Source organism: Bradyrhizobium sp. SZCCT0231, assembly GCF_018130245.1.
GTDB classification, from domain to species: domain Bacteria; phylum Pseudomonadota; class Alphaproteobacteria; order Rhizobiales; family Xanthobacteraceae; genus Bradyrhizobium; species Bradyrhizobium japonicum_F.
Window position 1 is genome coordinate 304,222 of the sequence record NZ_JAFCKP010000002.1, and the last position, 19,826, is coordinate 324,047.

At 64.2% G+C, this 19,826-nt stretch carries 22 protein-coding genes; 7 read left to right on the plus strand and 15 right to left on the minus strand.

Translation table 11 applies throughout. The annotated features are described in order from the left end of the window. Positions 1-243: 243 nt before the first annotated feature. Complete coding sequence (locus JQ566_RS08755; RefSeq protein WP_212371846.1) at positions 244-951, plus strand: glutathione S-transferase; 708 nt, start codon at positions 244-246, stop codon at positions 949-951. Between the two features lie 23 nt (positions 952-974). On the opposite strand, the gene JQ566_RS08760 is transcribed toward JQ566_RS08755, so the two are convergent. From JQ566_RS08760 to JQ566_RS08770, 3 genes are all read right to left on the minus strand, one after another. Further along, positions 975-1,649: a methyltransferase family protein gene (locus tag JQ566_RS08760; RefSeq protein ID WP_212371847.1), complete on the minus strand. Its 675-nt coding sequence runs from the start codon at positions 1,647-1,649 to the stop codon at positions 975-977. Positions 1,650-1,765: 116 nt separating this feature from the next. Next, a complete protein-coding gene (locus tag JQ566_RS08765) occupies positions 1,766-1,939 on the minus strand; it encodes a hypothetical protein (RefSeq protein ID WP_164937146.1) in 174 nt (57 codons plus the stop codon). Positions 1,940-2,244: 305 nt separating this feature from the next. Continuing rightward, complete coding sequence (locus JQ566_RS08770; RefSeq protein WP_212371848.1) at positions 2,245-2,718, minus strand: hypothetical protein; 474 nt, start codon at positions 2,716-2,718, stop codon at positions 2,245-2,247. A gap of 97 nt (positions 2,719-2,815) precedes the next feature. Between JQ566_RS08770 and JQ566_RS08775 the strand changes: the two genes are divergently transcribed. After that, entirely contained in the window at positions 2,816-3,067 is a 252-nt protein-coding gene (locus tag JQ566_RS08775; RefSeq protein WP_212371849.1) for a hypothetical protein, read from the plus strand. Positions 3,068-3,227: 160 nt separating this feature from the next. Beyond that, the gene (locus JQ566_RS08780; protein WP_212371850.1) at positions 3,228-4,883 is read left to right on the plus strand and encodes a fumarate hydratase; all 1,656 of its coding nucleotides are present in this window, start codon (positions 3,228-3,230) and stop codon (positions 4,881-4,883) included. 148 nt (positions 4,884-5,031) lie between these two features. Here the strand turns inward: JQ566_RS08780 and JQ566_RS08785 are convergent, their stop codons facing one another. The 6 genes from JQ566_RS08785 to JQ566_RS08810 form a co-directional block, all read right to left on the minus strand. Then, positions 5,032-5,952 carry an SH3 domain-containing protein gene (locus tag JQ566_RS08785; protein WP_212371851.1) on the minus strand — a complete coding sequence of 307 codons (921 nt, stop codon included), beginning with the start codon at positions 5,950-5,952 and terminating at the stop codon, positions 5,032-5,034. A 19-nt stretch (positions 5,953-5,971) separates the two neighbouring features. Then, positions 5,972-6,268: a hypothetical protein gene (locus JQ566_RS08790; RefSeq protein WP_212371852.1), complete on the minus strand. Its 297-nt coding sequence runs from the start codon at positions 6,266-6,268 to the stop codon at positions 5,972-5,974. 104 nt (positions 6,269-6,372) lie between these two features. Continuing rightward, entirely contained in the window at positions 6,373-6,927 is a 555-nt protein-coding gene (locus tag JQ566_RS08795; protein WP_212371853.1) for an inner membrane-spanning protein YciB, read from the minus strand. 12 nt (positions 6,928-6,939) lie between these two features. Next, on the minus strand, positions 6,940-7,515 hold the full coding sequence (locus tag JQ566_RS08800) for a hypothetical protein (protein ID WP_212371854.1): 576 nt from the start codon (positions 7,513-7,515) through the stop codon (positions 6,940-6,942). 77 nt (positions 7,516-7,592) lie between these two features. Next, a complete protein-coding gene (locus JQ566_RS08805; protein ID WP_212372132.1) occupies positions 7,593-7,847 on the minus strand; it encodes a hypothetical protein in 255 nt (84 codons plus the stop codon). 62 nt (positions 7,848-7,909) lie between these two features. Beyond that, positions 7,910-9,307, minus strand: a complete 1,398-nt coding sequence (locus JQ566_RS08810) for a carotenoid oxygenase family protein (RefSeq protein WP_212371855.1) — start codon at positions 9,305-9,307, stop codon at positions 7,910-7,912. A 106-nt stretch (positions 9,308-9,413) separates the two neighbouring features. Between JQ566_RS08810 and JQ566_RS08815 the strand changes: the two genes are divergently transcribed. Then, positions 9,414-10,142 carry a TetR/AcrR family transcriptional regulator gene (locus JQ566_RS08815; protein WP_212371856.1) on the plus strand — a complete coding sequence of 243 codons (729 nt, stop codon included), beginning with the start codon at positions 9,414-9,416 and terminating at the stop codon, positions 10,140-10,142. 20 nt (positions 10,143-10,162) lie between these two features. Here the strand turns inward: JQ566_RS08815 and JQ566_RS08820 are convergent, their stop codons facing one another. Next, complete coding sequence (locus JQ566_RS08820; RefSeq protein ID WP_212371857.1) at positions 10,163-10,768, minus strand: hypothetical protein; 606 nt, start codon at positions 10,766-10,768, stop codon at positions 10,163-10,165. 163 nt (positions 10,769-10,931) lie between these two features. Between JQ566_RS08820 and JQ566_RS08825 the strand changes: the two genes are divergently transcribed. Beyond that, a complete protein-coding gene (locus tag JQ566_RS08825) occupies positions 10,932-11,495 on the plus strand; it encodes an SET domain-containing protein (RefSeq protein ID WP_212371858.1) in 564 nt (187 codons plus the stop codon). A gap of 253 nt (positions 11,496-11,748) precedes the next feature. On the opposite strand, the gene JQ566_RS08830 is transcribed toward JQ566_RS08825, so the two are convergent. The 4 genes from JQ566_RS08830 to JQ566_RS08845 form a co-directional block, all read right to left on the minus strand. Continuing rightward, the gene (locus JQ566_RS08830) at positions 11,749-13,098 is read right to left on the minus strand and encodes an MBL fold metallo-hydrolase (RefSeq protein WP_212371859.1); all 1,350 of its coding nucleotides are present in this window, start codon (positions 13,096-13,098) and stop codon (positions 11,749-11,751) included. Continuing rightward, positions 13,095-15,233, minus strand: a complete 2,139-nt coding sequence (locus tag JQ566_RS08835; RefSeq protein WP_249139334.1) for a S8 family serine peptidase — start codon at positions 15,231-15,233, stop codon at positions 13,095-13,097. The genes JQ566_RS08830 and JQ566_RS08835 overlap by 4 nt, the downstream gene beginning before the upstream one ends. Before the next feature lie 842 nt (positions 15,234-16,075). Further along, positions 16,076-16,474, minus strand: coding sequence for a hypothetical protein (locus JQ566_RS08840; protein WP_212371860.1), 399 nt, complete (start codon positions 16,472-16,474; stop codon positions 16,076-16,078). Between the two features lie 37 nt (positions 16,475-16,511). After that, the gene (locus JQ566_RS08845; protein ID WP_212371861.1) at positions 16,512-16,742 is read right to left on the minus strand and encodes a hypothetical protein; all 231 of its coding nucleotides are present in this window, start codon (positions 16,740-16,742) and stop codon (positions 16,512-16,514) included. 101 nt (positions 16,743-16,843) lie between these two features. Between JQ566_RS08845 and JQ566_RS08850 the strand changes: the two genes are divergently transcribed. Both JQ566_RS08850 and JQ566_RS08855 read left to right on the plus strand, forming a co-directional pair. Beyond that, the gene (locus tag JQ566_RS08850; protein ID WP_212371862.1) at positions 16,844-17,665 is read left to right on the plus strand and encodes a helix-turn-helix domain-containing protein; all 822 of its coding nucleotides are present in this window, start codon (positions 16,844-16,846) and stop codon (positions 17,663-17,665) included. A 68-nt stretch (positions 17,666-17,733) separates the two neighbouring features. After that, the gene (locus tag JQ566_RS08855; RefSeq protein ID WP_018642782.1) at positions 17,734-18,399 is read left to right on the plus strand and encodes a DsbA family oxidoreductase; all 666 of its coding nucleotides are present in this window, start codon (positions 17,734-17,736) and stop codon (positions 18,397-18,399) included. Positions 18,400-18,552: 153 nt separating this feature from the next. Here the strand turns inward: JQ566_RS08855 and JQ566_RS08865 are convergent, their stop codons facing one another. Continuing rightward, positions 18,553-19,737 carry a GNAT family N-acetyltransferase gene (locus JQ566_RS08865; RefSeq protein WP_212371864.1) on the minus strand — a complete coding sequence of 395 codons (1,185 nt, stop codon included), beginning with the start codon at positions 19,735-19,737 and terminating at the stop codon, positions 18,553-18,555. Positions 19,738-19,826: the final 89 nt, after the last annotated feature.

Consider the following 19,826-nt stretch of genomic DNA (forward strand, 5'->3'; position numbering starts at 1 on the left):
CTCTCTCCACCGTCGCGGAGCTCTCTCCATTCGTCATTGCGAGGAGCTCTTGCGACGAAGCAATCCAGAGTGTCTCCGCGGAGGCATTTCTGGATTGCTTCCGCCTTCGCCAAGGCTTCGGCGGACAAGTCGCTGCGCTCGCAATGACGGAGTGTTTGGCGAGAGCCGTTCCGTCCAACTCTCACGGAACCCGGAGCCGCATGCTACATTGGTCCGATCGCTCCCACGCTCACGGACCCTCCCATGAAATACGAGCTCTATTACTGGCCCGAGATCCAGGGCCGCGGCGAATATGTGCGGCTGGCGCTGGAGGAGGCGGGGGCCGCTTACGTCGATGTCGCGCGCGGTCCGCGCGGAACGGCTGCGATGATGAAGATGATGGACGCGCAGAAGGGCACGCCGCCCTTTGCGCCTCCGTTCCTGAAAGCGGGTAAGCTCGTGATAGGCCAGACCGCCAACATCCTGCTCTATCTCGGCGCCCGCCATGGGCTTGCGCCTAAGACGGAAGCCGGCCGGCTCTGGGTGCACCAGCTCCAGCTCACCATCACCGACCTCGTCGTCGAGATCCACGACACCCATCATCCGCTCGGGCCCTCGCTCTATTATGAGGACCAGAAGGCGCCGGCGAAGAAGCGCACGGCCGAGTTCTGGGACGAGCGCGTGCCGAAATATCTCGGCTATTTCGAGCAGCTGCTCGTCGGGAGCGGCGGCACCTATGTCACCGGTCGCCGCCTGACTTACGTCGACCTCTCGCTATTCCAGATCGTCGATGGGCTGCGTTATGGCTTCCCCAGGCGCATGAAGGCGTTCGAGAAGGATGTCCCGGGCCTTGTCGGCCTGCACGACCGCATCGCCGCGCGGCCGAACATCAAGGCCTATCTCGAAAGCGAGCGCCGCATTCCCTTCAACGAGCAGGGCATCTTCCGTCGCTATCGCGAGCTGGATGGGTAACCATCCGGAAGAGCGATCAGGCCTCACCAGACGCCGGGCACGAGGCGATAGCGCACCCGCGCCGCATAGTCGGTATAGCCCGGCAGGCCCTCGCGCAACGTGCGCTCCTCGATCGGGATGCGGATCGCGAACAAGGCGATGAAGAGCGGCATCATCGCAAGTCCCCACCACGATCCCAGCAGCAACGGCACGCCGGTGAAGAACAGGACCAGGCCGCTGTACATGGGATGGCGGACATAGGCGTAGGGACCGGTCGAGATCACGTGCTGCGCGCGCTCGGTTTGCAGCTTCACCACGGGCGCGGCGAACGAGTTCTCGCGGAAGACCCACATGGTGAACAGTGTCGAGGCCAGGAACAGCCCGAGGCCGAGCACCTGCAACGCGACCGGCATGTCGGAGGATTGAACGCGCCGGTCGAGCCCCATCACGACCAGCCAGGCCAGCATTGCGACGACGAAGAGGGCCATGAACATCTTGTCGGCGGCGGGCTGATCCTTTTGCAGGACCGGTCGCAGACGTTCGGCGAGCAGCGCCGGATCGATCCGGTAGAGCCACCAGCCGCAGAGCGGGCCGAGCAGCGCGGAGGTGGCGAGGAACGTCCAGGCCGCCGGCCATTGCAGTGTTCCGGCGCACGCGAACAGCAGCGCGCCCATTGCGACGACGAAGACCGTGTTCTGCAACAGCAGCCGTGCGATCATGCGCAGGTCCCGGGTGAACGACGCACGATATTGGTCCAGCTATCCGGCAAAGATGCGGCCGGACGCGCCAAAAGCCCGATCGACCGGATCGGGCGCTTCAGCTTCGGCAAGCCTGATCAGGCGAGTTGATCGATCCGCGTGCCCTGCCCCGGCGGCAGCGGCGCGGGCGGCTGCGGCTTGAAGGTCGGATCCTCGTCCTTGACCTTGGTCTGATCGTCCTGCTGCTTGGTCGTGTCGTAGCTCGGAACCACGATCGCGATCGGCGGCGGCGCAACGGTGGAAACCTTCATCCGCAAATCCTCACACATGGAAACAATCGAACCTGCCCTGCGAGGAGCGAAATTTCCTTCAAGGCAATTGTTAAAATGCGAGGGATTGGGGTGCGGTGGGATGGGCCGTGTTCGTGTCTCATCCGCGCGACGCCAAAGGAGGCGACGAGCCTCTCCTCGTCATTGCGAGCGAAGCGAAGCAATCCAGATCTGTTTCCGCGGAGAGACTCTGGATTGCTTCGCTTCGCTCGCAATGACGGAGTGTGTGGCGACTGGCGGGCGATGCAGGCGCTGCCTTACCCGCTGCAAGAGAAGACGAGGATCGCCTATTCGTCCTTGCCGCGCGTAATGGCGATGGAGGCGTCCGTCTTGGTGCGCGTGCATTCCATGTTGAGGCGGCGGTAGCGCATGTTGACCTTGTCGCCGCGGAGCAGGCCCATCCGCTTCAGGCAGCGCGTCGCGCCCGTCGTGGTGTCGTCCTTGGTCACGGTGAAGACGATCGCCGCCATCGACCCCACCAGCGCGTAGAACTCGGGCTTCGGCTTGCGATCGCCCTTGGCATAGAGCTCGATGGAATATTTGTCGCCGCGGCAACCCACGGACAGCTCCTTGGCCGCCGGATGCGTCAGGTAAACGACGTTGCCGGCCCGGAAATTCACCTTGAGGCGGTCGACCTGGTTCGCCAGCTCCTTGGCGCTGTCGTCGCAGCGGTCGGCGCGGGCAGGCGAGGAGACGGTCACAAGACCGGCGATGGCGGCGGCGACCAGGATCGCGCCGCGGACGTTCAGTTTCAAAATCATGATGAAAAGCCCCTTAGGGCGCGCATTCAAGCGTCGCTGGACGCGAAGCGCAAGGGTGGGGTCTTCCTTGTTGGCAGGTGCGTGATATAAAGAACACATGAGCAAGGAGCAGGTAAAGGCGATCCTGGACCGCGTTCTGACCTGGCCGCCCGAACGCCAGGAGGACGCAGCGAAGATGTTGATGCTCATGGAGTCGCAGGACGAGAGTGTCTATCGGTTAACCGACGAGCAGGTCGAGGAGGTTCGCCGCCGTCGGTCGGATCCGAATGCGCGGCGGCTCACGCTCGAGGAGTTCAAGGAGAGGCTCCCTACATCATCCTCTATGCGGTCGATCAGCCAGACCAGCTGATCGAGGTGCTGGCCATCCTGCGCGGGGCGAGGGATCGCGAAATCTAGGCCGCCCCCATGAGCGGGCGGGCTTCCCGGGCGCTTCCCTTTGCGGCAAAAAAGCTTAGAACGCTTCTATGCTGAGAGGCCCGCCAGGGCCCCAAAACCCCGAGATTTGCCCCATGAACGCTCCTACCGCCTTCCCCGACCAGTCCAAGCCCGTTCCGCCCTACAAGCACACCCCGCTGTTCCCGCTGGGCAAGGACGAGACGCCCTACAAGAAGATTTCGTCCGAAGGCGTCAGGGTCGAGAAGGTGCTCGGCAAGGAGATGCTGGTGGTCTCGCGCGAAGCGCTGCGGGTGCTGTCGGAGGCGGCTTTCGGCGACATCAATCACTATCTGCGGCCGGGCCATCTGAAGCAGCTCCGCGCGATCCTGGAGGACGGCGAGGCGAGCCCGAACGACAAGTTCGTCGCGCTGGACTTTTTGAAGAACGCCAACATCGCGGCCGGCGGCGTGCTGCCGATGTGCCAGGACACCGGCACGGCGATCATCATGGGCAAGAAGGGCTGCAACGTCATCACCGACGGCGACGACGAGGCGGCGCTGTCGGAAGGCGCGCGCGATGCTTACTTGCGCCGCAATCTGCGCTACTCGCAGGTCGCACCCTTGTCGATGTACGAGGAGAAGAACACCGCCAACAACATGCCGGCGCAGTGCGAGATCTACGCCGAAGGTGATGACGCCTACAAGTTCATGTTCATGGCCAAGGGCGGCGGCTCCGCCAACAAGAGCTTCCTGTTCCAGGCCACGCCCTCGGTGCTGACCAAGGACCGGCTGCTTGCGTTCCTGAAGGAGAAAATCCTGACGCTGGGCACTGCGGCGTGCCCGCCTTATCACCTCGCCATCGTGATCGGCGGCACCTCGGCCGAGCTCTGCATGAAGACGGTGAAGCTCGCCTCCGCCCGCTATCTCGACGCGCTGCCGACCCACGGCTCGCCCGACGGCAACGCCTTTCGCGACGTCGAGATGGAGAAGGAAATCCACGAGATGACGCAGTCGCTCGGCGTCGGCGCGCAGTTCGGCGGCAAGTATTTCTGCCATGACGTGCGCGTGATCCGCATGCCGCGTCACGGCGCGTCGCTGCCGATCGGGCTTGGCGTGTCCTGCTCGGCCGACCGCCAGGTGCTCGGCAAGATCACCAAGGACGGCGTCTATCTCGAGGAGCTCGAGCACAATCCGGCGCAATACCTGCCGCAGGTCGAGCAGTCGCTCGGCGGCGAGGTCGTCAAGATCGACCTCAACCAGCCGATGAAGGACGTTCTGGCGACGTTCTCGAAATATCCGATCAAGACCCGGGTCTCGATGACCGGCACCATGATCGTCGCGCGCGATAGCGCCCATGCCAAGCTGCGCGAGCGGCTGGAGAAGGGCGAGCCGCTTCCGGATTACTTCAAGAACCACCCGGTCTATTACGCCGGCCCCGCCAAGACGCCCGAGGGCTATGCCTCCGGCGCGTTCGGTCCGACCACCGCGGGCCGCATGGATTCCTTCGTCGACCAGTTCCAGGCCGCCGGCGGCTCGATGGTGATGGTGGCCAAGGGCAACCGCGCGCCGGCCGTGCGCGAGGCCTGCAAGAAGTATGGCGGCTTCTATCTCGGCTCGATCGGCGGTGCCGCGGCGAACCTCGCCGAGCACTGCATCAAGAAGGTCGAGGTGCTCGAATATCCCGAGCTCGGCATGGAAGCGATCTGGCGCATCGAAGTCGTCGACTTCCCCGCCTTCATCATCATCGACGACAAGGGGAATGACTTCTTCAAGGAATTGAATTTGGGCTGAGGCGGCGTTCCCCTGATGCTGCGCAGCATGAAATGCTGCGCTGCTGATCCGGGGTCCATCGTGGAGCCTGGGTCCCGGCTCTGCGTCGCATCACTTCGTGCTGCGCCGCGTCCGGGACACGAGCGTTGCGCTTGCTCGCTTTATCTCGCTAGCTGCAATTCGTGACCTGGTTGGAGCACAGCGCGCGCCACCAGCCGCGGACGCCATCGTGGCTCTCGACGAGACCCCAATATCCGCTGCAAGCGAGCACGCGCTTTGGTCCGCCGTCTCCGTCAATCGGTCCGCCGAGTTCGCGCTGGGCTGGCATCCATTTGGCGTCGACGAAGGGCGCTTGGAACAGTCCGCCCGCGCGCGTATAGCCGTTGGCATAGTTCGCGCCGACCTTGTTCGATGCGACCCAGCCACGCCCGGCATAGGGCTTTGGCGCGTTGCGCGGATACTTCCTCTCGTCCTCGTAATCCTTGCCCGGCGGCCTCGCGCCTTCGATCAGGAACCAACCGTCCTTGAAGCCGATGATGCGGAATTCGGTGAGCCAGCCACCCTCGGGCGTGTTCTCGCTGCCGCCGAGCTTGAGCCGGTAGGGCGGCGGCAAGGTGCCGAGCACGCGCGCCTTGACCGACGGTTCGGCGCGCACGTTGAGGCCGCTGGGGTCCTGGTCGATGGACCAGGCGCCGAGATCGCAGGGCTCGGTGCCTTCGGGCAGGCTTGCGCGTTTCGCGGCGAGATCGGCGTGCAGCTTGGCGAAATCATTGTCGTCGTTATCAGGATCCGGCTCGGTGCGCGGCTTCAGCTCGGCTGACATCGCGCGCGTCGCGTCCACCGTCAGCGTGACGACCAGAGCCTGACGCACAGCAAAGACACTTGCCGGTGTCTTCGGATCGTTCGATGTCGTGGGATAGACGGCGAGAAAACCGGTCGAACCTTCGGTTCGGTAGGCGGTGCCAGCGACATAGCCTGCCGGCACCATGGCGAGCGCGCTGGCGCGCCACGCCGGTTCGGTGTCATCCGCGTGCGCTGCTTGTGTCGCGACAGAGAGGACCGTCGCCGCGATGAGACGGAGCGAACGCATGCTCATTTGACCTGAGGCGTTACGCCCGCGCGCCCGTGAACGGGAAGCTGCCCATCGGGCCGATGCCCATCTCGCCGCTGATGCTGTCGCCGGAGACCGTGCCGGTGAACTCGAGCGTGAGCGGCATCGGCTTGTCGATCGAGACCTTCCAGGAGACGTTGTCGCCAGAGACGGTGCCGTCGAAGATCTCGGCGGTATTACCCTCCGCGCCCTGTGTGCCCGTGAGCGTGCCGTCCGCAGCCTTCAGGTTCAGCGTCGCCTGGCGCTCGCCCATCGGCGTCGTCATGGTCAGATTCCAGTTGCCGTCTACGGCCATTCCCGTCTCCCGAACAAATCTCGGCGGTCCGCGACGATCCGCGGCCGTCCTGAACGAGCCTATAGCCCAACTCGCAGTTCCTGCCTAACCCAGCGATGGGGCAATTAGGCGCGGGCGGCGGCGCGCCGCCGGCTGGTGACGACGAGCCGCAGCACCGCATACTGCACGGCGAAGGCCAGGATCTTGGCGCCGCCGGCAACCACGGTGATGTAGAACGCCCACAGCTTCAGATCGCCCGTGGAGGCGACCACGATCATGCCGGCGCCGATCACGAACATCAGCCCCGCCCAGGCATAGCCTGCAGCCGTGACATATTCCGGAACGGTCTCGGCGACGATCGGCGGCATGTAGCGCAGCATCCAGCCGCGCTTGAGCATGATGAGGCCGATCGCGAAATGCGCGATCGAGGGTTTTGCCAGCATGAAGCGCGGATCGTTTGTCAGCAGCGTGATCGCGCCCAGCACGACGACGAGCGCGAGGCTCGCATAGGTCATGTAGTTGAGCCGCTGCCCCTTGAGGCGGGCGTAGATCACCTGCGCGATTGCACCGGCGATCGCCACCGACGTCGCGAGGATGACGTTGTCGGTGATGAGGTAGACGGCCAGGAAGATGATGGCGGAGAGGAAGTCGGAGGCGAGGCGGGCGAATACGTCCTTCATCGTCGATCCTGTTCAGCGGGCGTCTGGGAGAGCGCGGGCGGGCGTACCGTACTTGATCTGGCGATATTCGGGATACCACTTTGTGAAGTAGATCGCACTGTTGCGGGCGGCAAAGGCGACCGCAAGGCTCGACCAAAGCGGCAGGCCAGGGACGTAGAGCAGCACGAGATTGGCGGCCGCCATCAACAGCGCTGCTGCTGTCCACGCGGCGGTGATGATGTAATTGGCGCGGAGAAAGCCTGGCATTGCCGCGGTCTCGGCCGGCACCGATTCAAGCGCATATTGCAGCGTGAAGGGATGGCGGACGAGCATCGAGCCGAGCGAGATCAGGAAGATGCCGATATCGACCGACAGCTTGACGCTGAGCGTGCCGAGCGCAGGGTCGATCAGCGCGAGGTAAAGGCCGATTGCGGCGAACACGATTGCGGAGCCCGCGGCCAGGATCTTCACCGAGCGGCCGTGCGCGACATCGATCGCGACGGTGGCGAGGCAGATCGCCGATGCCGCAAACACGCTGAGCACGGCCGACGTCACCAGCATCAGGAAGGTGTAGACGCCGTAGGGCGCGAGGATCAGGAAAATCGCCATGGGCCGCCTCGGGTCAGGTCGATCTTTACGATGTAAAGATTGGTAATGCGCGGACGATGCCGGGTCAAGCGAAATCTTTACAGTGTCAAAATGACGTAAGCGACCTCCAAAACATGAAGGGCCGCAATGACTTGGTCCAATGCCTCCTCGGCCAATTCCGTCCAGGGCAGGAGCGGCAGTGCGGCGGCGGTCAGCAGACCGAGGCAAAGCAAGATACCGCCGTTGAAGACGGTATGGCGGCTTCGCCGCAGCCGGATCATCTGGAATGCGAGCGCGGCACCGGTCAGCGCGAGGAGGGCCAGGCAAGCTGCGGTGATCGAGGGCATGTGCATGGAAAACTCCTTTGTCGTCATTCCGGGTTCGCGCCAAGTGGCGCGCCCCGGAATGACGAGAGCTACGCCGCGCCCACCCAATTGCCGTGGAAGCCGTCAGGTACGCGGTGGCCGAGCTGCACCAATGCGGCTGGGCCGGCCTCGATATCGGTGGCATTGAACACGGCGAGATCGCTGCGATTTTCCCGCGCGCGCCAGACCACCGCGAGCAGCCAGCCGTCGCCTTCGGCAGCATCCTTGGATCGCTCGACGAAGATAGGCTCGGAGATGGTGTCGCCGGCCGGCAGCAGGTAATGGCCGAGCCGTCGGCCGTTGCCGTCGACATGGACGATGCCCGACAGCGCGCCGAACATCGGCAGTTTCGGATTGGCGCAGGCGTACCAGCCGTGACGACTCTTCAGCCCGGCACGGCGGTCGTCGATGCGCGGGAATTCCCCGGTGAGATCGTCCAGGTAGGTCTGCTGGAAGCGGTCGGTATTGCCGGCGAGATCGAAGGTCCAGCGGCAATGGCGGGCGCGCGACTTCTCGGGATCGGTGGGCCGGCCGTCCGGATGCGGAAACAGCGGCGCCTCCTCGAACTGCATGACGTCCGCGATGATGCGGCCCTCGTCCTCCCACGCATTCATGACGTGGAAGACGTAGCAGGCCTCGGCACGAAACCAGACGATATCCTTCGCCGTGCCGCTGCGCTTCATCACCCCGACATAGGCGCCCTTGTCCGGCTCCCAGGCATAAGGCGGCCGTCCGCTCATCGCGCGCTCCATGCTGCCCGTGATCGGGAGGATCGGAAACAGCACATGGTTTTCGGTGACGATGAAATCGTGCACCATGCTGGCATAGGGTGCCTCGAAGCGCTCGAAGCGCGTCGCCCTACCTGACGCGTCGATCGATCCGTAGGAGAGGGCAGGCGTCAAAGGACCCGCAGCGTTGTAGCCGAAGAACACGAGCTCGCCGGTGACGGGATCGATCTTCGGATGCGCGGTGAAGCTGCCGGCGACGCGGCCCTGGTAGTTGTGATAGCCGCGCGTCGCCAGTGTGCCCGGCTCGATCTCGGTCGGCAGATGCGCTTCTTCCAGCGCCAGCAGCTTGCCGGCATGGAAGATGATGTTGGTGTTGGCGACGCCGCCGTCGGTGAGGTTGGCGGGGGCATCCGGCAGCTTGCGACCGAAGCCGCCGAACAGCGCGCGGCCGGCGTCGTGCTCGGCGAGCCATTTCGGCGTGCGGACCCAGCGGTTGCGATAGCTCGCACGTCCGTTATCGAGATGAAAAGCGTGCAGCATGCCGTCGCCGACGAACCAGTGCGCCCCGGGCGAATCGAACTGCGGATTGGGGCCGTTGCGATAGAGCGTGCCGTTCAGCTCGCGCGGCAATTCGCCGAGGATCTTCAGGAAAGGCGCATCCGCTTCGAACGGGATCGGCGCGATATTGTTGCGGCGCTCGGTGATGGCGTCGTGCTGCACGGCGTATCCCTCCCTATCTTTACATCGTAAAGATCGGATAGAGCCGATCGCGGCTTCCGTCAAGTGAAATCTTTACACTGTCAATATTGCGTCATATAGCTTGCAAATGGCCAAGACCGACACCAAGAGCGAGACGGCGCGAAGCTCGCGCGCCCCCGGAAGAACGACGTCGACTGCGGCATCGCGCCCGGCACGCCGCGCGACGGGCGCGAAGACCGAGACGCCGTATCATCACGGCGCGCTGCGCGAAGCGCTGCTCCAGGCCGCCGAACGGGTGCTGGAGCGCGACGGCCTCGCCGGCCTCACATTGCGCGCGGTGGCGCGCGAGGCGGGCGTCTCGCATGCCGCACCGACCCATCATTTCGGCGATCTCACCGGTCTTCTCAGTGAGCTTGCGGCCGTCGGCTTCCGCCAGTTCAACGCGGCGATGGCGTCGGCCTGTGACACCGCCACCACGCCGCTGGAGCGCGCGCTGGCGCGGCCGAAAGCCTATGTCGCCTATGCGCAGGCCCATCCCGGCATGTACGGCATCATGTTCCGCACCGAGCGGCTCGATTATTCCAGGCCCTCGCTGCACGAGGCGGCCGAAGCGTCTTTCGCCGGACTTGCAAATGCGATCGGCATGATGCGGCAGGAGCAGATCAGCGGCGACGCACTGACGCTGAACCAGGGCGCCGCGATCGCACGCGCCTGGTCCATGGTGCACGGCTTCACCATGCTGCTGCTCGACGGTCGGCTCGAAGACATCCTCGAGCGGCTGCCCGAGGGTACGACGGCGGAGCGGCTGCTCGAGGCGATGCTGACGGCGCCCGTGACCTCAAAGTTTCCGGTGTAGCGGCTGTTGAACCGCGAAGCCTAGCGCATGGTCGCGAGCTCGACGGCGCGGCCGCGCGTGCCGATGATCTTCACCTCGTCCTTGCGGCACGTGAAGCCGCGGGCGAAGTCGTCTGCGGCCTTGCGCGCGAGCTCGTTGGCGTTCGGGTTGGCGATGGCATCGACATAGGCGACGTGGCAGACCGGGCCCGGCGGCAGCCGGGTCACGACCAGCATGGCCTTGGTGTTCGGCCGCCCCTGCTTGTCGGGATCGGCATTGTCGGCGATGTGCCAGCGCTGGATGATCGCAAACGGCTTTGCGCCGGCAGCGCGCCATTCGACTGTGGTCTCCGACGAATTGAATGGGGCAAACCAGATCTTCGCCGCCGGTTCCTCGGCTGCAGCCTTGCGATTGTGGCCGACCGAGACGATTTCGCGAAGATCGTCCTCGGCGATCAGCACCATCAGGCCGTCCTTGCCCGGACACACCCGCATGGTGCTGCCGTCGGGCGCGCTGGGCTTGCCGATCTGGCGGCAATCTTTTGGTGCCGTCGAGGTGTAGGTGCTGCCCGCGGATTGGGCGTCGGCACTGCTTGGGCCGATGCAAGTCATCAAGACAGCTAAGCCGATGCTGGTCATGCGGTTCATATGCGGCTTCGATGCAGTGGGAACTCCATACCATCAGACGTCTTGATTGTGGGCAAGGTTCAAACAGTGACAGGATATACCTGACAGCGGCGCGGAATCGTTCTAGAAGAGCGGCTTCGCTTTAAGCCGATCCGGCCTCGTTCGCGTCCTCATTCTCCTGATCATGCCAACCACCTCGAACAAACCTTATCGCGTCGGCCGCTCCAAGACCGGACTCGGCCTCTTTGCCACCAAGCCGATCAAGAAGGGTAGCCGGATCATCCGCTATTTCGGACCGATCCTGGACTCGCGCATCCCTGAGCAGGACGAGATCGAGAACAAATATCTGTTCGAGCTCAACGGCCGCTGGACCATCGACGGGTCGGTGCGGAAAAATCTCGCGCGCTACATCAACCATTCCTGCCGGCCCAACGCCGAATCCGACGTCCGGCCGCGCGAGCGCAAGGTCTTCATCCGCGCGATCAAGAACATCGAGCCGGGCGACGAGATCAACTACGATTACGGCACCGACTATTTCAAAGCCTATCTGAAGCCGATCGGCTGCAAGTGCGTCTCCTGCGAGGCCAAGCGCAAGAAGCTGCGTGCCGAGGCCCGGGCCGAACGCACCAAGGTGAAGGCGCGCACGGAAGCCAAGGCGCAGAAGGCGGGCGCGAAAACCACCGCTGCGAAAAAGAAGAAGCTGAACGGTAAGCACTTCCCCGGCAAGGTCGGCCGCGCCAAGGCGTAGCCTCGCATCGGTTGTCGCGCGCCCTGGACAGGCTTCGCGCAACGCCAAAGCCCTCCTCTCGGCTCGCAATGACGGAGAGGAGACGAGAACGTCGTTCTCGGGCTGAGGGCGAGCGAAAGCGAAGCAATCCAGAATCCTGCCGCGGAGGAACGCCGGGTTGCTTCCGCCTTCGCTGAGACTTCGGCCGCCAAATCGCAGCGCCTGCAATGGACTGTATGGTGACGCGACGGACATCGGCTCGGTGGCGAAGCGATCAGATCTCCAGCACAAGCGGATTGGCCTTCAGCGTTTTCACCTTGAGCTTGCCGCCGCTCTCGGCCTTCGCTTCTGCCAGCGCCTTCTCGACCAGCTCGAAGTGCTTGAGCGATTTCTCCAGCTTCGTGGTCGACTTGCCGGCTGCCTCCTTGGCTTCGATCTGCTTCTTGAGATATTGGCTCGAGCAATTGAGCCACACCGTAAAGGACTGGCCGGCCTCGGGATTGGGCGAGAGCTCGTCGTCCTCGCCGAGGCGGGACTTCAACAGCACCTCGATGATCCGCAGGTCGGGATTCTCGTGCTCGCCATTGGCGCAGAAAACGTAGTGATCGGCGGTGATACGCTTGACGAAATCCCGGTCCAGGTTGTGCTCCGAGCCGTGATGCTGGATCTTGAGCAGGTCCACATGAAGTCCCTTGCCGTCTGGGAGGAGGCCGTGATGCTTCAGCCCGGCCAGGATGTCCTCGTGGTGGCCGTCGCCGGTCATGATGGCGCGCGTGACGCCGCCGCCGGCTTTTGTCTCCTCCAGCAGCAACATGAGCGAGGCGAGATTCGGCTCCGTGACCTTCGCGCGCCGGCCAATCTCGTCGTCGATTGACAGGCCGAGCGTCCCGGCTGGAAGACCCGCGCGGTTGGTTTCGAGCCACTCCTTCAAGCTTCTTACCGCATTGGCGTTCTTCACGTCCTGCAGCCATGCATTCCAAAAATCCCGGAGTATCTCCAAATCCTTCTTGAATGGCCCGATGACGCGGATCGATAGCTTGCTTTCAGGTTTGAGCTTGATGGCGTTGTTGCCGCGTACCATTGCAAGGCGGTTATTGAACTCGCCATTCAAGGGGATGTCGAGCTGATCGGCCGCAATGCGCCGCGAAACCTTGATCGCCTCCGGGATGGAGTTGGCGATGTTGCTGTAGGCGGCCGCGAGCTTCATCGCGACGGGATTGCCCGAACTCGACAGAGTGTTGGCCCGCGCCGCCAGCATGGTGCCGATTTCGCCTGCGTTCTCCGGAACCAGCGCCTTGAAGGAATTGTGCCAGATGCGCTTGACGGCCGGCGGCTCATCAAACTTGGGCTTGGTCGAAGGCCGATTGTGCGCGACCTTGTGCTTGTGCACGCGCCACTGGACCATGTCTTCAAGGAGCTGCAGGACGCCGGCGATGTGATCCTGGTCGACATGCGAGACATACACGAGATCGAGCTCGCCACCGGCCGCAGCGAAGCGTCCGAGAAAGGGCCGTACCTCGGCCGTGTAAGAGCCGGGCATGCCGCCATCCGCGAGGATTGCGACGTCCTCGGATTCGATCAGCAAGCAATCGCCCTTCTCAGAGGGCAGCAACGTGATCTTCATGACACGCGCCCCTTGAAACGATCCTTCGCGTCGAGCCGGGCCGTGACGTGTCCCGCCTCCCTGAGGCAGGCGTCCGGCATGATCACCCCGAAGCCGCAATCGTTCACCCATTCGAACGTGCCGCCCGGCAACGGTTGTGCGGTCGCTTTCAGAATGCCGAGGATCTGTGCCGCCGTGAGGGTCTTCTCGACTGAGAGCATCAATCCGATCACGCCCGCCACACGCGGGCTCGCCATGCTGGTGCCAGTCATGGGTATCCACGGCTCAGCCGGATCGCCGAAACCGTTCGCGGCGACGATGTCTGTGCCGGGTGCCAAGATGTCGGGCTTGGGCCGGCCGTCGCGGGTCGGCCCCTGGCTCGATGTGATATGCGCGCTGCGGCGCGCCTCGTGGAGATTCGCCACCGAGACGACGCGCTGGCCGCAAGCAAGCGCGCTTACTGAGGAGGCATCGACGTTCGATCGCGGCGAGAAGAACGACGGCCAGTAGTGCGCGCCGTCGCCGATATCGACCGGATCGTCGCGTTCGATCCAGGCGTGGAAGCGGCCGTCGCGGACGACAAGTCCGTGGAGCTTCACGAGCCAGGTTCCTGCCTTCACGCCGACCACGACGTCGCCCATGAAGGGCGTCAAGTAGACCGCGATGTAGTTGGCGCCGTTCGCGGGATGATGCAGCTCGTTGTAAATGCTCAGCATGGTGCGGTCGGCGAGCTGGAAATTCTCCAGAAATTCGCCCGGCGCGATCGGTCCGATCCATTGCCCATCCGGCGGACGGATGCTGATCGCGAAGCGGTCCTGCGGTTCGTACCAGATCTCCATCTCGTTTTCGGAAGCATCAATGATGCGGTCTCCGACCACTTCCCATTCAAGGTCGTGATCGAGTCCCTGGGCCGCGATGCGCGATCCCGCGTGAATGCGACCCAGCATGTATCCGAGATCGTCCGGAGCTTCGGGTCGCTCCTGGCCCGCATTGCCGGCCGCAATGCAGATCGATCGGCCGGGTTCGGCCAGCAGGACATCGAGCCACCGATCGAGCGCGCTTGAGCCGTCATGCGCATGTCCGTTGGTTCCGAGGCTGATATTGATCGAGATCGGTCGGCCGGCGGCGAGATCAAGCAGGTAGATCACGGCATCGAGCAGCCGCGTCGAATCGTAGAATGAAGTCCTGCGCTCGAGGTCTTCGTCCGGAAGCGAAATCAGGACTGCGGCGATGTCGGCCTTGCTGCAAACGCCACTATTGCCGGCCGCAATGCTGGCCACATGCGTCCCGTGCGAGCCGACGACCATCTGCGACTGCGGCTCGAGATCATGCGGCGACACGTGCACCTGCTTGGCCCCGCTAACCGCCTGAGCCATGTCGGCAGAAGTGATGACGCGGCCGTAATCGAAGCCTGTCGGTCGCGTGCCGTCTTTCGCGCCCTGATCCCAGATGCTGACGAATCTCGATTTGCCGGCCTGGTCCTGGAAATCGGGATGGGCCCAATCGAATCCTTCGACGTCGATGACCCCGATGATGACGCTGGCACCGTCACCATGCTTCTTGCGTTCGTTGGCGACCACGCGAGCCGTCGGGGTACTGGTCGTCGCGCTGCCCTTGAGCGGCCGCGGCGGTTTCAAAGTCTCGGCCGGCTCGATGATGACGATATTGGCATCGCCGGCGAGGTTCTCGATCTCCTCAAGCCCGAGGCGCATTGCGGCGAGCCGGCCTTGAGCGCGATCATGCGGTCCGAGCCTCACCGGCTCGGTCGAGCGGACGAAAACATTCACCTCGACATTTTCGCGCCGGTCGGCGGTATTCAGGTCTTTGACCGCGGTTTTACCTTTGGAAATCTGCCCGGGCGCAACTGCGGCTCCGAGGCTCGGAGCCTGTGCGGCGAGGGTGGAGGTCACCTTGAGACAGCCCTGTATTTCAGCTTTGGCCGCGTTCACCCGCGCATCGCTGTTAGCCAAGACACGAAGCTTCGGATGCATCCGCCGTCGCGCTAGCGACTCGTAACTGTCGGTCATGGTTGTTACCTCCCACTGACAACCATGGCACGAAAGTTTTGCAGTTTCTACCATATGGAACCAGCTGCGTCCTTTTGCCGGGGGGCGTGTAAAGCTGCTCGGTAGGGGTCTTAGTGACGGTAGAAGCAACTGCCTCTTCGGACGAAGTTGCGACGATACTGGTCATGAGAGAGGAGCGATGGCTCCCATGAGGATTGGTGTTCTGCCGCTACTCGGTCGTTGCTTGGTCGCGGGGCTCGTCCCAATAACGGAACGGCGAGGCGTCGGGCAAAACACCCAAAACCCGTCAACCCCTCCCGGCATAAATATATCGCTTTTCCGAATTTCGGATTTGTGGCATACAGGACCCATCCCGGCCCTGCCAGAGGGGCGCTTCGCGATCGTCACGAGATGCGGGCCGGGGTGCGGTGGACGCGGTAGCGCCGGCGCGATTTGCGTGAGGACAGGGCGGGCAACCGTGAGTCTCAGGCGATGCGCATACGACACGGCGCGGTCACAGCGGTTTGGTCGATGGTCTGGGGTGCGCACACTAAGCCCAGGGCGCTGAGGCCAAATCGTCCGCGGACGGAGAAGTCGTGTGGTCCCGACGCCCGGGGTTCTGGCGTCAAGGCTCGCGGTGATGCGGCGGCCCGACCGGGTACGCGCATCGATCAGCCGCGAGGCGACGGGGGCAATAGTGCAACGCTCCCCGAGGAGAGCACGAAGGACACCGTTAAAACCATCCGCGCAGGGAAGGCCGGGCGACCGGCATCACCTGTGGTCACCCCGTGTGCATTTCCTTGTACACGGACTCGGGTGCCGCCGGCGCCCGGCCTTCCCTGCGCCCTCCGGCAACGAAGGGTGCGACCGATCAGGCAAAGCTCGGGCGAAATGCGCCGCGAGAACGCGAGGTCATGCATGCATTCGGATGCGATGCGAGTTGTGGAGACGTTCGCGCTCCCTCGGGCTGTGCCGCGTAATGTCAAGAGCCATCACGCCGCGACCGCGCGCCCGCTCTTCTTCAATCCGACATATTGCAGCTCGGCGAACACGCCGGTGGCGATCGCCTGCGCGACGACCATGAGCTCGCCGGCGAGGTTCGGCGACACCGCGCCGGAGAGCAGCAGCGCGATGCTGCCGGCGGTCCAGGCCGCATTGCCGATCACGACCAGCAGGACGAGCGGCTTTGCCACCGTGGTCCGCGAGGCGAGCCAGCCGACCAGGGCGGTGTAGGCGATCAGGAACAGGCCGGTCTCCCGCAGCAGCGCTTCGGGCAGGTTGAACAGTGCTGCGAATGCGCTCGCGCCGAAGGTGAAGCCGAGCGCGGCGACGCCGCTGAAGATGGCGTCGGCGAGCAGGGCGCGGCGCAGGAAGGTGGAAGCGTCGATCATCAGAGGTCTCCATGGTTGTGGTGGGCTCGGGGTGAACTCAGCGCCGTCCGCGCCACCAGGCGCGGAGCAGGCGGGCGAGACGGAACGGGCACATGCTCCTGCCGACGCCGTGCTCGAAGGCGATGACCTGCGCGACCACGTAATCGCCGGTCGAATGCACCAGCGGCTCGGGCATGTTGAGGCTGCGCGCCAGCATCCGTGTTGCGAATGCCATGGCCCAGGGAACAAGGTGGTCTGCGATGGTCCGATAGAGCAGCAGCGCGATCATGGTCATCTCCTGTTGCGACCGAAGATGCGCCGGCCCGAGGGCCAATTCGATTACCTCGCGGGTAATGGAAGCGCCGAAATCCGCATGCTAGGTTTCTGGTCATGAACGCACATGCATCCACGGCACAGGCGGAACGCAGCCAGCCGGTCCATATCGGCGACCATTTGCGCGAATGGCGGCAGCGCCGCCGCATGAGCCAGCTCGATCTCGCCGGGGAGGCCGAGATCTCGGCACGGCATCTGAGTTTTGTTGAAACCGGCCGCGCGGCGCCCTCGCGCGACATGGTGCTGAGGCTCGCCGAGCGCCTCGACGTGCCCCTGCGCGAACGCAACGTGCTGCTGGTCGCGGCCGGTTTCGCGCCGGCCTTCCCGCAGCGCCCGCTGGAGGATCCCGCCTTGAAATCAGCCCGCCAGGCGATTGACCTCGTGCTTAGGGCGCATGAGCCCAATCCGGCGCTTGCGGTGGACAGGCACTGGAACCTGGTTTCCGCCAATCGCATGGTGGCGCCGCTGCTCGACGGCATCCCGCAGCATCTGCTCGGCCAGCCCGTCAACGTGCTCAGGCTCGCCTTCCATCCCGAGGCGCTGGCGCCGCGCACGGTCAATCTCGCCGAATGGTGCGGGCATCTCCTGGAGCGGCTGCACCGGCAATGCGAGGCGACGGCGGATCCCGAGCTGATCAAGCTCTACAATGATCTCAAGAGCTATCCGATTCCGGCGCGATCTGCGCCGCTATCGAGCGACAATGTCGCGATTCCCTTCAAGCTGCGGCATGGCGGGGAGATACTAAGTTTCTTCTCCACCACCATGGTGTTCGGCACGCCCGTGGACATCACGCTGTCGGAGCTGGCACTGGAGACCTTCTTTCCGGCGGATGAACGCACTGCCGAGCGGCTGAAGAAGATGGCGGCAGCTATGACGTAGCGCCCTTGCCTCGGGGCAGGTTCGGCTTATCTTTGGCACAACCTTTTACCGCCAAGGAGGCGCCTGACATGAGCACGCTCAAACCGCTCCAGATCGATGTCGTCTCCGACGTGGTGTGCCCCTGGTGCTATATCGGCAAGCACCGCATCGAGAGCGCGCTGGCGCTGGTGCCCGATGTTCCCGTCAAGCTCAACTTCCGTCCCTTCTTCCTCAATCCCTGGGTGCCGCGCGAGGGCATCAGCCGCGAAGCTTATCTCACCCAGAAGTTCGGCTCGGTCGAGGCCTATAAGGGTATTGCCGGGCGCGTCGTCGCCGCCGCAAGCGAGGAGGGGCTTGTCTACAAGCCGGAGCTCGTGGCGCGTCAGCCCAACACGACCGACTGCCATCGCCTGATCCTGTGGGCGGAAGCGATCGGCAAGGCGCCCGAGATGAAGCAGCGGCTGATGGAGCTCTATTTCCGCGACGGCGGCGATCTCACCGATGTGAACGTACTGGTGCAGGCAGCCGCCGATGTCGGCCTCGATGCCGACGACGTGCGCAAGCGACTCGCCACCGACGAGGACGTGGCGCGCGTCTCGGCGGATGCGCAGGAGGCGGCCGAGAAGGGCATCTCCGGCGTGCCGACCTACGTGTTTGCGCAGAAATACGCCGTCTCCGGCGCGCAGGACCCGAACCTGCTCGCCCGCGCCATCCGCCAGGTCTCCGAGGAGATCAACGCGCAGGCGGCGGAGTAGGCGCTTGGAGATCGAGATAGTCGTGCACGAAGCAGAGGAGGGCGGCTATTGGGCCGAGGCTCCTTCTTTGCCTGGCTGCGTGACTCAGGGTGATAACATTGAGGAGTTGTTTCAAAACATTTGCGAAGCCGTCGAGGGATGGACCTTGGCCAGCTAGACTGTCTTGCGCGTTCGCCGAATCAAGTGAACCACGTTCCGCGCCGTTTCGTGCGCGATGCGAAGCGTAATCAGCACCGCATGGATCAGTCCCACCACCGGGTCGTGCCGCCGCAGCGGGATCAGCACGTCGCCGATCGCGAAGCGTCCGCGCCAGATCGGGTTGATCATGGGGTGATCGGCGCTCGCCGTCGAGTCCGCGCTGGCGATGGCGGGGTCGGCGCAGAGATGGCGGGTGAGGTCGAGCGTGAGCTGCACGCCCGGCGAATATTTTGCGAAGCGCTCGTCGATGCCGAGCTTGAAGAAGAAGGCGCGGTCCTGATGGCGCAGCACGATGCCGGCGGCGACCGGCGTCGTACCGGCGCGAAGCGTGACGATCTCGCACTGCGCGGTCTCTGCCAGCGCCGGCACGGCGCGGCGGATGAAGGTCGCATCCCCGGCATGCTGGGCCAGCGCGGTGCCGCGCTTGCCTTTCCAGCCGCTGGCTTCGAGCTGCAGGAATGTTTCGAGCGCCGGTCCGATCTCGTCGGTGCTGCGCGCAACCTCGAACACGACGGGGCCGTGCTCCTCGAGACGATGACGCTGGCGGCGCAGCTCCTTGAGCTTTTTGGCGCCGAGCGCGTCGCGCAAAAGAGTTTCGCCATCCTGTGTCGTATCGAGGCTCGCACGGATATAGGAGCTGAGGATTCTCGGCTTCAGGCCGTCGCGTTTCAGGACCTGATCGAGCGATGCCATCGCCGCACCGTCGAGCGCGACGTCGTTCAGCACGAGCGCATGCGCGCCGGCATCGCGCGCCTGCTGCAACAGACGCGTGGCCGCCGCGAGCGGAGCGTCGCGGTCGAGCAGCGGGCTACAAAGCGTGCCGTAGGGATGCGCGCTCACCAGCGCGGGCAGGGGGATCTTCAGAGCGCGCCAGAGCGAGATCACCGGCATCAGCCCGATCAGCCGGGCCGCAGAGTCGTCAAATGCGGGCAGTGCCGAGGCATTGCTGCGGCCGCGCGCGGTCGCACTGACGGCCAGCTCCCAGGCGGGCAGGTAATATCCGTTCGGCTCGACCGCCCGCTGCGCGAGTGCGCGCCATTGACCGGGTTCGATGGCCGTGAGCGGGACGCACGCGCGCGCCATCGCGACATCCCTTGCCGATGTCGGATTGATCGCCGCTTGATGCGCGATGTCGACCACGTCCCGCCGTCCCCGTTCACGCGAGCTGAGCCCGTGTTACCGGTCATGCTTAGCGCAAAGATTGGAAAATACCGTTGGAACGCCGCTGC